The organism is Stenotrophomonas maltophilia group sp. Smal17 (genome assembly GCF_030237045.1).
Classification (GTDB): domain Bacteria; phylum Pseudomonadota; class Gammaproteobacteria; order Xanthomonadales; family Xanthomonadaceae; genus Stenotrophomonas; species Stenotrophomonas forensis.
Genome location: NZ_JASJSU010000021.1, coordinates 14,509 through 27,890, shown reverse-complemented (window position 1 = coordinate 27,890; position 13,382 = coordinate 14,509). Strand labels below are relative to the sequence as shown.

Genomic DNA, 13,382 nt, shown 5'->3' with positions numbered 1-13,382 from the left:
CCCCTGGAGGCGTTCCTGTCGACCACGACGGGCTGCCGCGGAAGATGTGACCCAACTTACACGGGCACGGCCTCGACGGCGATGGGAAACGGTGAAATCGCCGCTGCCGGTGCGCAGGCCAGCTGATCGCGCCCGGCGGCCTTGGCCTGGTACAGCGCCGCATCGGCGGCGGCCAGCAGCGTGGACAGGTCGCCCTGGCCTTCGTCCATGGCCAGCCCCACGCTGGCGGTGACCGCAACCGGCCCCGTCGCCAGCACGGCCGGGTGCCGCTGCAGGCGGGTGCGGATTACTGCCGCCAGCGTGGCGGCGTCGCTCGACGTACTGCCCGCCAGCACCAGCACGAATTCCTCTCCCCCATAGCGGCCCAGCAGGTGCGTCTTTCCCTGCGTGCAGTGCTGCAGCACGGCAGAGAAGTGGCGCAGCACCTGGTCACCGGCCAGGTGCCCCCAACGGTCGTTGATCTGCTTGAAATGGTCGACATCGACCAGCAACAGCGCCAATGGGCGGCCCTGCTGGCGGACGCGCTGCAACTGCGCCTGGCCATCGGCCAGTACCGCGCTGCGGTTGAGCAGGCCGGTCAGGCCATCGGTGCGCGCCGCGTGCCGCAGGTCGACCAGCATGCGCTCGACCAGCAGCAGCACCATGGCGAAGCAGCGCGCCAGCTCCAGCATCACCCCGGCAATATAGGTGGCGAACATCGGCGAGCCGGTGCGCATGATGTCCTCGCCGGCGTCGGGCGCCACCGGCAGGAACAGGCGCACGGCATACAGCGTGGCTTCGGCCAGGAACACCACCGCCGCCAGCCGGCAGCTGGTGCGTTGCTGCGCGGGCGCATGGCGCAGCAGCAGCCAGGCAATCCAGCCATCGACGATCAGTGCGAACACACTGAACACCTGCAGGCGCATGTGCAGGTCCGGCCAGAGCACCAGGAAGGCGAAAATGCAGGCCATGAATGCCGCCGCCATCAGCAGCGGCCGCCACAGCGGCAGTGGCTGCTGCAGGTGCAGGGCCACCCCGCGCAGCATCATCAGGCCACAGCCGGCCATCGCTGCATTGCCGGCCAGCACGGCAGGCGCCAGCGGCAGGTAGGGCCGCAGTGCCAGCAGGGTCACCCCCAGCGTCAGCAGCCACAGGCTGATGGTCCACTGCCGCAGTACCGGTTGCCCGCGCAGCACCACCAGCAGCAGCGAGAAGCCCACGGCGATGCCGATGCAGAGCAGGAAGCCAAGCACGGTGATGGTGGGAAAATCCAGGGACATGCGGCGCTCGTCGGCCGGGGCAGGCGCGCGCATCTTAGCGCCTTGCCGCGCGATGCCTGCGGTGTTGCTTGGCCTGGCGTGGATGCGAGGTCGGAAAACGGCGAGCAATGCCACCGATGCACACGCAGAATCCGCGGAAAACCAAGGAGCTGCCCATGCACGCGTGGTACCTCGGTGGCCTCGACCACCGCCCTTTCCAGCACCTGTTCGAGAAGAACGACACTGCGCTTGCCACGCTGGGCATCCAGCGCCGCTGGGCCGGTGATGGCGGCGGCCATCCCTGCCGGATCAGCCTGAGCGACCCGCCCAGTGGCAGCGAACTGCTCCTGCTGTCGCATGTCCATCTGCCCCTGCACTCGCCCTATCACGCGTCCGGCCCGATCTTCGTACAGCGCGGCGTGACCCGGTGCGTGCTGCCACCCGGCGTGGTGCCTCCCTATGTGCAGCGGCGGATGATCTCGGTGCGTGCCTACGACCGGTCTGCGCTGATGCTGGGTGCCCAGGTCTGTGCGGGCAGCGACGTCGCCGCGCAGCTGGATGCGCTGTTCGCCAACGCGGCGGTGGCGTTCGTGCAGTTGCACAACGCCGCGCATGGCTGCTTCTCGTGCCAGGCGGACAGGGTCGATGCACAGGCCGCGTAGCGTGGCCTCCATGACGTGATCGGCGCCACGCCGATCGCGTGACGCCCAGCGCATCCGTTCAGCCCCACGTGAAGCCTGCGGGAAGGGCTTCACATGCGCAGTCACGGATCGGAACGTCCACGGTTCCACACCCTGCAGTGCGACTCGATACTCGCCTGGGTGGCGCCGGAAGTCCGCCGCGCAGCGCAGTTCCTGCGGTCACCGCTCCCTTTCGACGACCACAAGGATGCGCCATGTCATTCCGATCCACACCGCTGTTGCTGACCACCTCATTCGCTGCCGCAGGCCTGGCCCTGGCCGGCACCGCGTTCGCCCACGGCACCATGACCACGCCGGTCAGCCGCGTCTATGCCTGCTTCCAGGGCAACCCGGAGAACCCGACCAACCCGGCCTGCGCCGCCGCAAAGGCAGTGGGCGGTTCGCAGGCGTTCTACGACTGGAACGGCATCAACCAGGCCAATGCCAACGGCAATCACCAGGCCGTGGTCCCCGACGGCAAGCTGTGCAGCGGCAACAACCCGACCTTCCGCGGCCTGGATCTGGACCGCAGCGACTGGCAGACCACGCCGATCCAGCCCGATGCCAACGGCAAGTTCACCTTCGTCTTCAAGGCGACCGCGCCGCACGCCACGCGTGACTGGCGCTTCTTCGTCACCCGCGACGGCTGGCAGCCGGGCAGCCCGCTGCGCTGGGCCGACCTGCAGGAGTTCTGCACGCTGGGCAACACGCCGCTGTCGGCCGATGGCACCTACAAGCTGCAGTGCACGCTGCCGCAGCGCAGCGGCCAGCACGTGATCTACAACACCTGGCAGCGCTCGGATTCGACCGAAGCGTTCTACACCTGCATGGACGTGCGCTTTGAAGGCAACGGCGGCGGCACCACGCCGGTGCCGCAATGGCAGGATGCCGGCCCGGTGACCGCACGTGGCGAACTGCCGGTCGGAACCACCCTGGCCCTGCGGGTGTTCAACGCCAACGGCAACGATGTGGAGCGCGTGGAGGCGACGCTGGCCAGTGGCCAGACCGCGCCCGCGCAATGGCCATTGGCGCTGGCGCGCAAGGTCAATGCCAGCGCGCAGCATGCGCGCGTGGGCGTGCTCAGCAACGGTGTGATCACACCCGCCGCCTCGGCCACCGGCAACCGGGTGTACCTGAAGAACGGCAACCGCTTCCAGCTCGACACCCAGCTACCGGACCCGGGCACGCCCTCGCCGGGCGGCGATTTCGATCACGTGTACCCCGCCGGCATCGGCAGCTACGTGCCCGGCCAGACCGTGGTGAAGGGCAGCGACGGCAAGCTGTATGCCTGCCGCCCGTTCCCGGAAGGCGCCTGGTGCAACGTCAATGCCGACGCGTACCGGCCGGGCGTGGGCGCGGCCTGGCGCGATGCCTGGATCGCATACTGAGACCGGATGCAGGGAACGGTGACGACGCACCGTTCCCTGCAAAACGTGCGACGCACTGGCTTCCCGCCGTGAAGCCGTTCCCACTCCAGATCACGCACCGCTTTTTTGAAAGTTATCCGATGGATACAGGCAGTCGGCATACCGAGACTTCACCGGGTTCCACCACCCACAGGAGATCTCCATGCATCTGTCCCACCGGGCTGTCCTCGCGCTGTCCGTGATCGCCGGCGTAGCCGTTTCAGGCAGCGCGTTCGCCCACGGCACCATGTCCAAACCCTCCAGCCGCGTCTATTCCTGTTACCAGGGCAACCCCGAAAACCCGACCAATCCGGCCTGTGCGGCGGCCAAGGCCATCGGGGGTGCGCAGCCGTTCTACGACTGGGCCGGCATCAACCAGGCCAACGCCAACGGCAACCACCAGGCCGTGGTACCCGATGGCGAGCTGTGCAGTGGTGGCAACAGCAAGTACCGCGGGCTGGACCTGAACCGCACTGACTGGCAGACCTCACCGATCCGTGCCGACGCACGCGGTCGCTACACCTTCGAATTCAAGGCGCCGGCCCCCCACGCCACCCGCGACTGGAAGTTCTACGTCACCCGCGAAGGCTGGCAACCGGGCAGCCCGCTGCGCTGGGCCGACCTGCAGGAGTTCTGCACGCTGGGCAACGTGCCGCTTTCCGGCGACGTCTACAAGCTGGACTGCCCGCTGCCCAAGCGCAGCGGCCAGCACGTGATCTACAACACCTGGCAGCGCGCCGATTCGACCGAAGCGTTCTACACCTGCATGGACGTGCGCTTTGAAGACGGTGGCGGCGTCACCCCGCCCCCGCAGTGGCAGGACGCCGGCCCGGTCACCGCCCGTGGCGCGCTGGAAGTGGGCACGACCCTGACCCTGCGCGTGTTCAATGGCAACGGCAACGACCTCGAACGCCCGGAAATCACCCTGGCTGCCGGCCAGACCGGCGCGACGCAGTGGCCGCTGGCCCTGGCCCGCAAGGTCAACGCCAGCGCCCAGCATGCCCGCGTGGGTGTGTTGAAGAATGGCGTGATCACGCCGGTGGCATCGGCTACCGAGAACCGCGTGTACCTGACGCCAGGCCATCTGTTCCAGCTCGATACCCGGATGCCGGATCCGGATCCGGTCGATCCGCCGCCGGGCGACTACGACTTCGTGTACCCGGCGGGCATTGGCAGCTACATCCCCGGCCAGACCGTGGTGAAGGGCACCGACGGCAAGCTGTACGCCTGCCGCCCGTTCCCGGAAGGCGCCTGGTGCAACGTCAATGCAGAGGCCTACCGCCCGGGCACCGGCTCTGCCTGGCGTGATGCCTGGATCGAGTACTGAGTCACGGCACCGGGGGCGGCGTGATGCCGCCTCCGGTGGGCATTTCAAGGCGCCATGAGGTTGCCGGCCAGCGGCCGGCATTACCTGGCTTACTTGCTGCTGACGTACTTCTCGCGGCGGATCTGCGGGTTGCCCAGGCCGGCGGCCTTGAGCAGCTCGGCACAGGCATCGACCATGTCCGGGTTGCCGCACAGGTAGGCGATGTCGGTGGCCGGGTCCGGGGTGAAGCCAGCCAGCGCCTGCTGCACGTAGCCGTGCTGCAGGTCCGGGTGCGGATCGGCCGGAAGTTCGCGCGACAGGCACGGAACATAACGGAAGTTCTCGTGCTTTTCGGCGAAGCTGTAGAAATCTTCGCTGTACAGCAGTTCGCCGGGGCTGCGCGCGCCCTGCAGCAGCACGATCTGCACGCCGCGCTCGGCCATGGCCGTTTCCAGCAGCGGCAGCATCGAGCGGTAGGGCGTGACGCCGGTACCGGTGGCGATCAGCAGGTAGCGGCCGTTGTGGTCACCGGGATTCAGGCAGAAGCGGCCGTAGGGGCCGGACGCGCTGACCTGGCCACCGTGCTCCAGCGCCTCGAACAGGGCCGTGGCGGCGCCGCCGGGCACGAAACTGACCGCGATATCCACCGCCTCGCCCGGGCCCAACGCGTGGTCGTGGATGGTCGCCAGCGAATAACTGCGCTTGGTCTCGGTGCCGTCGGCGTAGCTGAAATGGACCTGGATGAACTGGCCCGGCTGGAAATCCAGCGGCTGTCCGTCATCACGCACGAACTGGTAGTGGCCGACGGTCGGGGCCAGCATGCGGCGGCCGACCAGCTTGAGGGGGAATTGAACAGGCACGACTTTTCGGGACAGTGTGTAGCCGGGGCAAGCCCTCGGGGTCTTCTATAATAGCCCCTCCCCGCCCCCTCTCCAGCGCCAGCCCATGGGCGCGAAGGCTTCGAGCTTGGCATCCCAGAACGATATGGCGCCCGCCCTGCGCGTGCGCGACCTGCGCAAGACCTACGACAACGGCACCCAGGCCCTGAAGGGGGTTTCCCTGGAAGTGGCCCCGGGCGACTTCTTCGCCCTGCTCGGCCCCAACGGCGCCGGCAAGTCGACCCTGATCGGCATCATCAGCTCCCTGGTCAACCTCAGCGAGGGCCAGGTGGAGGTGTTCGGCAGCGACCTGGTGCGCAACCGCAGCGCCACCATGCGCCTGATCGGACTGGTACCGCAGGAAATCAACTTCAACCTGTTCGAGAAGCCCTTCGACGTCCTGGTGAACTACGCCGGCTTCTACGGCGTGCCGCGCGAGGAAGCGGAGCAGCGCGCCGAAGAGGAGCTCAAGCGTGCCCACCTGTGGGAGAAGGCCCAGGTGATGAGCCGCACGCTGTCCGGCGGCATGAAGCGCCGGCTGATGATCGCGCGCGCGATGATGACCCGCCCGCGCCTGCTGATCCTGGACGAGCCGACCGCCGGCGTGGACATCGAGATCCGCCGCGACATGTGGCGCGTGCTCAAGGAGATCAACGCGGCCGGCACCACGATCATCCTCACCACGCATTACCTGGAAGAAGCCGAGTACCTGTGCCGCCACCTGGCGATCATCAACCACGGCCAGATCGTCGAGCAGGGCCCGATGCGCGCCCTGCTGGCCAAGCTGGACGTGGAAGGCTTCCTGCTGGACATCGACGGTGAGCTGCCCGCGCAGCTGCCGGTGATCGAGGGTGCCATCCTGACCGCACCGGACCCGCATACGCTGGACATCGACATGCCGCGCGCAATGGATCTCAACCGCGTGTTCGCCACGCTCAACGAGGCCGGCATCCGCGTGCGTTCGATGCGTACCAAGAGCAATCGCCTGGAGGAGCTGTTCGTGCGCCTCACCGGCAACCTGGAGACCTCCGCATGAGCACCACCGAGCTGACCGACGGCCAGCGCAACCGCGTCGCGCTGATGACCATCGTGCGCCGCGAAGTCGCCCGCATCATGCGCATCTGGGGCCAGACCCTGGTGCCGCCGGCGATCACCATGACCCTGTATTTCCTGATCTTCGGCAACCTGATCGGGTCGCGCGTGGGTGACATGGGCGGCTACACCTACATGCAGTTCATCGTGCCGGGCCTGGTGATGATGAGCGTGATCCAGAACAGCTACGGCAACATCAGCTCCTCGTTCTTCGGCGCCAAGTTCGGCCGCCACGTGGAGGAACTGCTGGTCAGCCCGATGCCGAACTGGGTGATCCTGTGGGGTTACGTGGCCGGTGCCGTGCTGCGTGGCCTGATGGTGGGCGTGATCGTGCTGATCATCGCGATGTTCTTCACCCCGGTGCGCATCCCGCACCCGATCGTGATGCTGACCACGGTGATCCTGGGCGCGACGATCTTCTCGCTGGCCGGCTTCATCAACGCGGTGTACGCGAAGAAGTTCGATGACGTGGCGATCGTGCCGACCTTCATCCTGACCCCGCTGACCTATCTGGGCGGCGTGTTCTATTCGGTGAAACTGCTGCCGGGCTGGGCCGAGGCGGCCACGCACGCGAACCCGATCTTCTACATGGTCAATGCGTTCCGCTATGGCCTGCTGGGCAGCAGCGACGTGCCGCTGCCGATGGCCTACGGGCTGATGATCGGTTTCGTGGTGGTGCTGACGGCGCTGGCGCTGTGGCTGCTGCGCCGTGGCGTGGGCATGCGTAGTTGAGTTCTGCGCGCAGGGCCTGCGGCCCTGCACCCGCGGTGGTAGTGCCGGCCGCTGGCCGGCAAAAGCAAAAGCATGCATTCCGTAGGCGGGCGGGGTGGCATGACCCGCTTTTGGTGGGTGTCGACCTTGGTCGACACGAAGGACTCACGTCATGCGTGGTCAAGGTATTGCCCATAGAGCCGAGCCCATGCTCGGCTCTTTTTTGCCTGCAATCTCCGGCACAATCGCAGGTCTGATTCCCCCAGAAACGGTGAACGTGCAATGCGCATCCTGATTCTCGGTGCCGGCGGTACCGGCGGTTACTTCGGCGGCCGCCTGGCCCAGGCCGGCGTGGACGTGACCTTCCTGGTACGCCCTGCACGCGCCGCCCAGCTGAACCGCGACGGTCTGGTCATCCGCAGCCCGCTGGGCGATGCCAGCTTCCCGGTGCAGCATGTCACTGCCGATGCCCTGCCCGCGCTCGCCGCGCAACGACCGTTCGACCTGGTCATCCTCAGCTGCAAGGCCTACGACCTGGACAGCTCGATTGACGCGATCGCCCCTGCGGTGGGCGCAGACACCACCGTGCTGCCGATCCTGAACGGGCTGCATCACTACAACGTGCTGGACGCGCGCTTCGGCCGCGACGCCGTGCTCGGTGGCCTGTGCTTCATCAGCGCGACCAAGGCGCCCGATGGCGCGGTGCTGCACCTGGGCAAGCCGGCCAAGCTCACCTTTGGCGAGCGTGATGGCGGCGCAATCTCCGCGCGCGTGCAGGCCTTCGCCGCCGCCTGTGCGCAGGCCAGCCTCGAGCATCTGGCCAGCGAGCACATCGGCCAGGAGCAGTGGATCAAGTACACCTTCCTGACCGCGTTGGCCGCGGCCACCTGCCTGCTGCGCGCGGATATCGGCAGCATCGTCGCCACCGATGATGGGCAGGCCATCGTGCGTGGCCTGTACGACGAATGCCTGGCGGTGGCCGAAGCGGCCGGTGAGCCGGTTCCCGATGCTGCGCAGGAGACAGCGCGCGGCACCTTGACCCAGGCCGGTTCAGCGCTGAAGGCATCGATGCTGCGCGACCTGGAAGCCGGCCAGCAGGTGGAGGCCGAACAGATCGTCGGCGACATGCTGGCGCGCGCGCGCAAGGCCGACCAGGAAGCCCTGCTGCTGCAGGTCGCCTACAGCAGCCTGCAGGCCTACCAGGCGCTGCGCAGCGCGTGAGCCTCGCCTCGCCTGCGGGTGCCTTGCCCACCAGGGTGCTGATCCTCGGGCTGGGCTGGAGCGGGCGCGTGCTGGCCGCGCAGCTGCAGGCGCGGGGCGTGCACGTGGCCGGCACGGTGCGCGATCCGGCGTCGGCGCCGCACGACGGCGTGCGGCGCCATCAACTGCGCACAGACGCGACACTGTCACCGGCTCTGCTCGACGATGTAGCGCAGGCCGACGCCGTGCTGTGCAGCGTGCCACCCGACACTGAAGGCGATCCTGCACTGCGCCTGTTGCTGCCTGCACTGCAGGCCAGCCCTGCGCTGCGCTGGGTCGGCTATCTGTCGTCGACCTCGGTGTATGCCGACCGGGCCGGCGGCTGGATCGACGAAACCAGCGTGGCGGACGCCACCGAAGTCGCCGGCCTGCAACGCAGGCAGGCCGAAGCGCAATGGCGTGCACTTGCGGAGGAACGCGGCATCGCCTCGGCGGTGATGCGCCTGCCCGGCCTGTATGGGCCCGGTCGCAATGCGCTGCTGCAGCTGGCGCAAGGGCGTGCCCGCCATGTGGTGCGGCCTGGCCTGGTGTTCAACCGGCTGCACGTGCAGGACCTGGCGGCGGTGGTCATCGCTGCGATGCGGTGGCCCACACCTCATGCGGTGTACCTGCCGGCCGATGATGAGCCGGCACCGCCGCAGGACGTGCTGGCCTTCGCCGCGCAGCTGGGCGGGTTTGCGATGCCGCCTGCCGTGGCGTGGGACGACCCGGCGCTGAGCCCGACCTTGCGGCGCTTCTATGAAAGCAACAAGCGCATCGACAGCCGTGGCACGCGTGAAGCGCTGGGCTGGGAGCCGCGCTTCCCCAGCTACCGTGAGGGCCTGCGCGACCTGCTCCGGTAGTGCCGGCCGCTGGCCGGCAATCGCGCGATGTTTGCGGCGTTCATGCTGCTGCCGGCCAGCGGCCGGCACTACCCGATCAACCGGCGTCGGGCAGGCGGAAGAAAGCCCGTGTGGCGGCGGTGGCATTTGCGGCGGTCACTGCCACCTCTTCGCCCCGGTCGCGTGCCAGTTCTTCCACGATGTGCGAGAGGAACATCGGCTCGTTGCGACGGTCCTTCGGCAGCGGCTTCAGCGTGCGCGGCAGCAGGTACGGCGCATCGGTTTCGATCATCAGGCGGTTGGCCGGGATGTTCTTCACCAGCTCGCGCAGGTGCGCGCCCCGGCGCTCATCGCACAACCAGCCGGTGATGCCGATGTACCAGTCCTGGTCCAGGTAATCGAACAGTTCATCGCGTTCGCCGGTGAAGCAATGCACCACCGCGGGGCCGATGCGCCCCTCGAAGTTCTTCATCTGCGCCATGAAATCGGCATGCGCGTCGCGCTGGTGCAGGAACAATGGCTTTCCATTGTCTGCGGCCAGCTGCAGCTGGCGTTCGAACGCGCGGTGCTGGGCGGGGCGCGGCGAGAAATCACGGAAGTAGTCCAGCCCGCACTCGCCCACCGCCACTACTTCCGGATGGGCATGCAGCGCGCGCATCTCGGCGTCGCACTCTTCGGTGTACTCCACCGCGTGATGCGGGTGCACGCCGGCGGTGGCATACAGAAAACCCGGATGCTGCTGCGCCAGCTGCAGGGCCAGCGGCGAGTGCTCGCGGCTGGCGCCGGTGATCACCATCTGCACCACGCCGGCCTGGCGCGCGCGGTCCAGCACGGCGTCACGGTCGCGGTCGAAGGAGTCGTGGGTCAGGTTGGCGCCGATATCGATCAGGTGCATGGTCATCGCGGGAGAAAAGTGCCCGCGCATTGTACCTGCGCCCGCCGTGGCCCCTTATCCTTTGCACATGAACGCCCCGCTCTTCCCGATCTCCCCACTGCTGCCGCAGATCCAGCAGCACCTGGCCGCACAGCCGCGGCTGGTGCTGGAAGCCCCGCCGGGCGCCGGCAAGACCACCCAGGTGCCGCTGGCGCTGCTGGATGCGCCGTGGCTGCGGGGACGGAAGATCATCCTGCTGGAACCGAGACGGGTGGCCGCACGCAGCGCGGCGCTGTTCATGGCGCGGCAGCTGGGTGAAGAGGTGGGCGGCACGGTCGGCTACCGCATCCGCTTCGAGAACAAGGTCTCGGCACGCACCCGCATCGAGGTCGTCACCGAGGGCATCCTGACCCGCATGCTGCAGGACGACCCGATGCTGGAAGACGTCGGTGCGATCCTGTTCGATGAATTCCATGAACGCCATCTCAGTGGTGACCTAGGCCTGGCACTGGCGCTGGACGTGCAGGCGCAGCTGCGCGACGACCTGCGCCTGGTGGTGATGTCGGCCACGCTGGATGGCGAGCGACTGGCGCGATTCCTCGATGCACCGCGCTTGAGCAGCGAGGGCCGCAGCTACCCGGTGGCGATCAGCCATTTCCCGGCGCGTCGCGACGAAGCACTGGAACTGCAGGTGCGCCGTGCGGTGCAGCAGGCGCTGGCGGAACATCCCGGTGACCTGCTGGTGTTCCTGCCCGGCCAGCGCGAAATCGCGCGGGTGCAGGCCGGCCTGCAGGAATCTCTCGATGCAGGTGTCGAGGTGCTGGCCCTGCACGGCGAACTGCCGGTGGAGCAGCAGGCGCGCGTACTGCAGGCCGCCAGCGATGGCCGCCGCCGCGTGGTGCTGGCCACCAACGTGGCCGAATCCTCGGTGACCCTGCCCGGTGTGCGCGTGGTGATCGACAGCGGCCAGGCACGCGAACCGCGCTACGACCCCAACAGCGGCTTCACCCGGTTGGATGTGGTCGCCATTGCGCAGGCCTCGGCCGACCAGCGCGCCGGCCGTGCCGGGCGCGTGGCCGAGGGCGTGGCCTGGCGGCTGTGGCCGCAGTCGCAGCGGCTGGAACCACAGCGCCGCGCCGAGATCGACCAGGTGGAACTGGCCGGGCTGGCACTGGAACTGGCGGCCTGGGGCAGCAGCGACCTGCGCTTCCTCGACCCGCCGCCGGCCGGCCCGATGGGCGCGGCACGCGAACTGCTGCAACGACTGGGCGCGCTGTCCGAGTCCGGCGCGATCACCGCGCTCGGTCGCCGGGTGCTGGCGCTGGGCACGCATCCACGCATGGCGGCGATGCTGCTGGCCGCGCCGGATGCACGTGCGCAGGCGCTGGCCGCCGATCTGGCCGCACTGCTGGAGGCACGCGATCCGCTGCGCCAGGGCGGTGACGCGTTGGCGGCACGCTGGCGGGCGCTGGCGGCGTTCCGCAATGGCCGTGCGCCGGGCGATGCCAACCGCAGCGGGCTGGCCGCCATCGATGCGGCCGCCAAGCAGTGGCGCCGACGCCTGCGCTGCGAGGCCACCCCGCCCTCCAGCATCGAAGCGCATGAACTGGGTGACCTGCTTGCGCATGCCTTCCCAGACCGCATTGGCGTCCAGCACCCCAACGATCCGCTGCGCTACCTGCTGACCAATGGCCGCAGTGCACGCCTGCACGAACTGAGCGACCTGCGCGGCGAGCCCTGGCTGGTCGCCAGCGAACTGCGCTTCGAGGCGCGCGATGCACTGCTGCTGCGCGCCGCGCCGGTGGATGAAGACCAGCTGCGCTCGGCGTGGCCGGAACGCTTCATGACCGAAGATGTGGTGCGCTGGGACAGCGAGCGTCGCGCCCTGGTGGCGTTGCGCGAGACCCGTTTCGACCGCATCGTGCTGGACAGCCGCTCGGCCGGCCGTGTCGATCCGCAGCACGCCGCGCAGGCGTTGACCGACGCGGTGGCCGAGCTCGGCCTGCAGGCGCTGCCGTGGACCGAAGGCCTGCGCCAGTGGCAGGCACGGGTGGAATCGCTGCGGCGCTGGATGCCGGAGCTGGAACTGCCCGATTGCAGCGACGCCGCCCTGCTGGCCAACCGCGCGCAGTGGCTGCAACCCGCGTTCGCCGGAAAGAGCCGCCTGGATGCGCTGGACGAGGCCAGTTTCGGCGAGGCGCTGAAGTCGCCCTTGGAGTGGTCGCAGCGGCAACTGGTTGAACGTCATGCGCCGACCCGCATCACCGTGCCGTCCGGACTGGAGCGGTCGATCACCTACGCATTGGACAGCGAGAGCGGCGAACCTTTGCCGCCGGTGCTGGCGGTGAAACTGCAGGAACTGTTCGGCCTGGCCGACACCCCACGCATCGCCGATGGCCGCGTGCCGTTGACCCTGCACCTGCTCTCGCCTGGCGGCCGCCCACTGCAGGTCACCCAGGACCTGCGCAATTTCTGGGAAAACACCTACGCCGAAGTGAAGAAGGAAATGAAGGGCCGTTACCCGCGCCATCCGTGGCCGGATGATCCATGGACGGCCACCGCCACGCACCGGGCCAAGCCGCGCGGGACCTGACCGGTCGTGCCGGCTGTAGACCCTGCCTGATCCTGAATGGCTGCGCTGGAGTCACGCCACGCACGGCCCCGCCTGACATACCGTTTACGGGCAACACGCGACACTGGACTTCGACCCGAGGCAAAGGACCCCCGCATGAGCAAGCTGACTGTAATCACCGACCGCGCCCTGGAGCGCGCCCTGGAGCTGGCCCACACCGCCGGCGATGGCCTGAAGAGCGCCGGTGGCAGCCTGCGCAATGCGGACTGGATCAAGACCGGTGCCGCCATCGGCGCAGTGAAGACTGGCGGCAAGGCCGCCACCAAGTTCGTGCGCCGCAACCCGGCGGTGGCCGTGGCCGCAGCCGCGGTGGGTGTCGGCCTGCTGGGCTATGCGCTGTACCGCAAGCAGCAGAAGAAGAAGGCCGCCAATGGCCACGTGGTGAATGGGCAGGCGCAGCGCATCAGCGCACGTGACCGCCGCAATGCCACCGTGGTTGACGAGCATAGCGACATCGGCAGCGACGCCTGAGGCATTGCGCGTT

The 13,382-nt window shown here is 68.3% G+C and carries 12 protein-coding genes; 9 read left to right on the top strand and 3 right to left on the bottom strand.

What is annotated here, in order from left to right; translation table 11 throughout:
• Positions 1-56: 56 nt before the first annotated feature.
• Entirely contained in the window at positions 57-1,259 is a 1,203-nt protein-coding gene (locus QRO93_RS08305) for a GGDEF domain-containing protein (protein ID WP_164086472.1), read from the bottom strand.
• Positions 1,260-1,414: 155 nt separating this feature from the next.
• Between QRO93_RS08305 and QRO93_RS08300 the strand changes: the two genes are divergently transcribed.
• From QRO93_RS08300 to QRO93_RS08290, 3 genes are all read left to right on the top strand, one after another.
• The gene (locus QRO93_RS08300) at positions 1,415-1,900 is read left to right on the top strand and encodes a DUF1203 domain-containing protein (protein ID WP_180879439.1); all 486 of its coding nucleotides are present in this window, start codon (positions 1,415-1,417) and stop codon (positions 1,898-1,900) included.
• Positions 1,901-2,133: 233 nt separating this feature from the next.
• Entirely contained in the window at positions 2,134-3,306 is a 1,173-nt protein-coding gene (locus tag QRO93_RS08295) for a lytic polysaccharide monooxygenase (protein WP_180879437.1), read from the top strand.
• 181 nt (positions 3,307-3,487) lie between these two features.
• Complete coding sequence (locus QRO93_RS08290) at positions 3,488-4,651, top strand: lytic polysaccharide monooxygenase (protein ID WP_180879435.1); 1,164 nt, start codon at positions 3,488-3,490, stop codon at positions 4,649-4,651.
• 89 nt (positions 4,652-4,740) lie between these two features.
• Here the strand turns inward: QRO93_RS08290 and QRO93_RS08285 are convergent, their stop codons facing one another.
• The gene (locus tag QRO93_RS08285) at positions 4,741-5,490 is read right to left on the bottom strand and encodes a ferredoxin--NADP reductase (protein WP_285304082.1); all 750 of its coding nucleotides are present in this window, start codon (positions 5,488-5,490) and stop codon (positions 4,741-4,743) included.
• A gap of 85 nt (positions 5,491-5,575) precedes the next feature.
• On the opposite strand from QRO93_RS08285, the gene QRO93_RS08280 reads away from it, so the two are divergent.
• The 4 genes from QRO93_RS08280 to QRO93_RS08265 all read left to right on the top strand — a co-directional run bounded on the left by QRO93_RS08280 (position 5,576) and on the right by QRO93_RS08265 (position 9,413).
• Entirely contained in the window at positions 5,576-6,544 is a 969-nt protein-coding gene (locus tag QRO93_RS08280; protein WP_180879431.1) for an ABC transporter ATP-binding protein, read from the top strand.
• Positions 6,541-7,332 carry an ABC transporter permease gene (locus QRO93_RS08275; RefSeq protein ID WP_008267475.1) on the top strand — a complete coding sequence of 264 codons (792 nt, stop codon included), beginning with the start codon at positions 6,541-6,543 and terminating at the stop codon, positions 7,330-7,332. The genes QRO93_RS08280 and QRO93_RS08275 overlap by 4 nt, the downstream gene beginning before the upstream one ends.
• Positions 7,333-7,593: 261 nt before the next feature.
• Positions 7,594-8,532 (top strand): 2-dehydropantoate 2-reductase, encoded by a 939-nt coding sequence (panE, locus tag QRO93_RS08270; protein WP_180879429.1) that lies wholly within the window; start codon positions 7,594-7,596, stop codon positions 8,530-8,532.
• Positions 8,529-9,413, top strand: coding sequence for an NAD-dependent epimerase/dehydratase family protein (locus QRO93_RS08265; RefSeq protein WP_285304081.1), 885 nt, complete (start codon positions 8,529-8,531; stop codon positions 9,411-9,413). Before panE ends, QRO93_RS08265 begins: the two co-directional genes overlap by 4 nt.
• Before the next feature lie 76 nt (positions 9,414-9,489).
• On the opposite strand, the gene QRO93_RS08260 is transcribed toward QRO93_RS08265, so the two are convergent.
• Positions 9,490-10,287 carry a TatD family hydrolase gene (locus tag QRO93_RS08260; protein WP_164086442.1) on the bottom strand — a complete coding sequence of 266 codons (798 nt, stop codon included), beginning with the start codon at positions 10,285-10,287 and terminating at the stop codon, positions 9,490-9,492.
• 67 nt (positions 10,288-10,354) lie between these two features.
• Here QRO93_RS08260 and hrpB point away from each other — a divergent pair, with 67 nt between their 5' ends.
• Both hrpB and QRO93_RS08250 read left to right on the top strand, forming a co-directional pair.
• Positions 10,355-12,859, top strand: coding sequence for an ATP-dependent helicase HrpB (gene hrpB / locus QRO93_RS08255; protein WP_180879421.1), 2,505 nt, complete (start codon positions 10,355-10,357; stop codon positions 12,857-12,859).
• 135 nt (positions 12,860-12,994) lie between these two features.
• Positions 12,995-13,369 (top strand): hypothetical protein, encoded by a 375-nt coding sequence (locus QRO93_RS08250; RefSeq protein WP_008266133.1) that lies wholly within the window; start codon positions 12,995-12,997, stop codon positions 13,367-13,369.
• Positions 13,370-13,382: the final 13 nt, after the last annotated feature.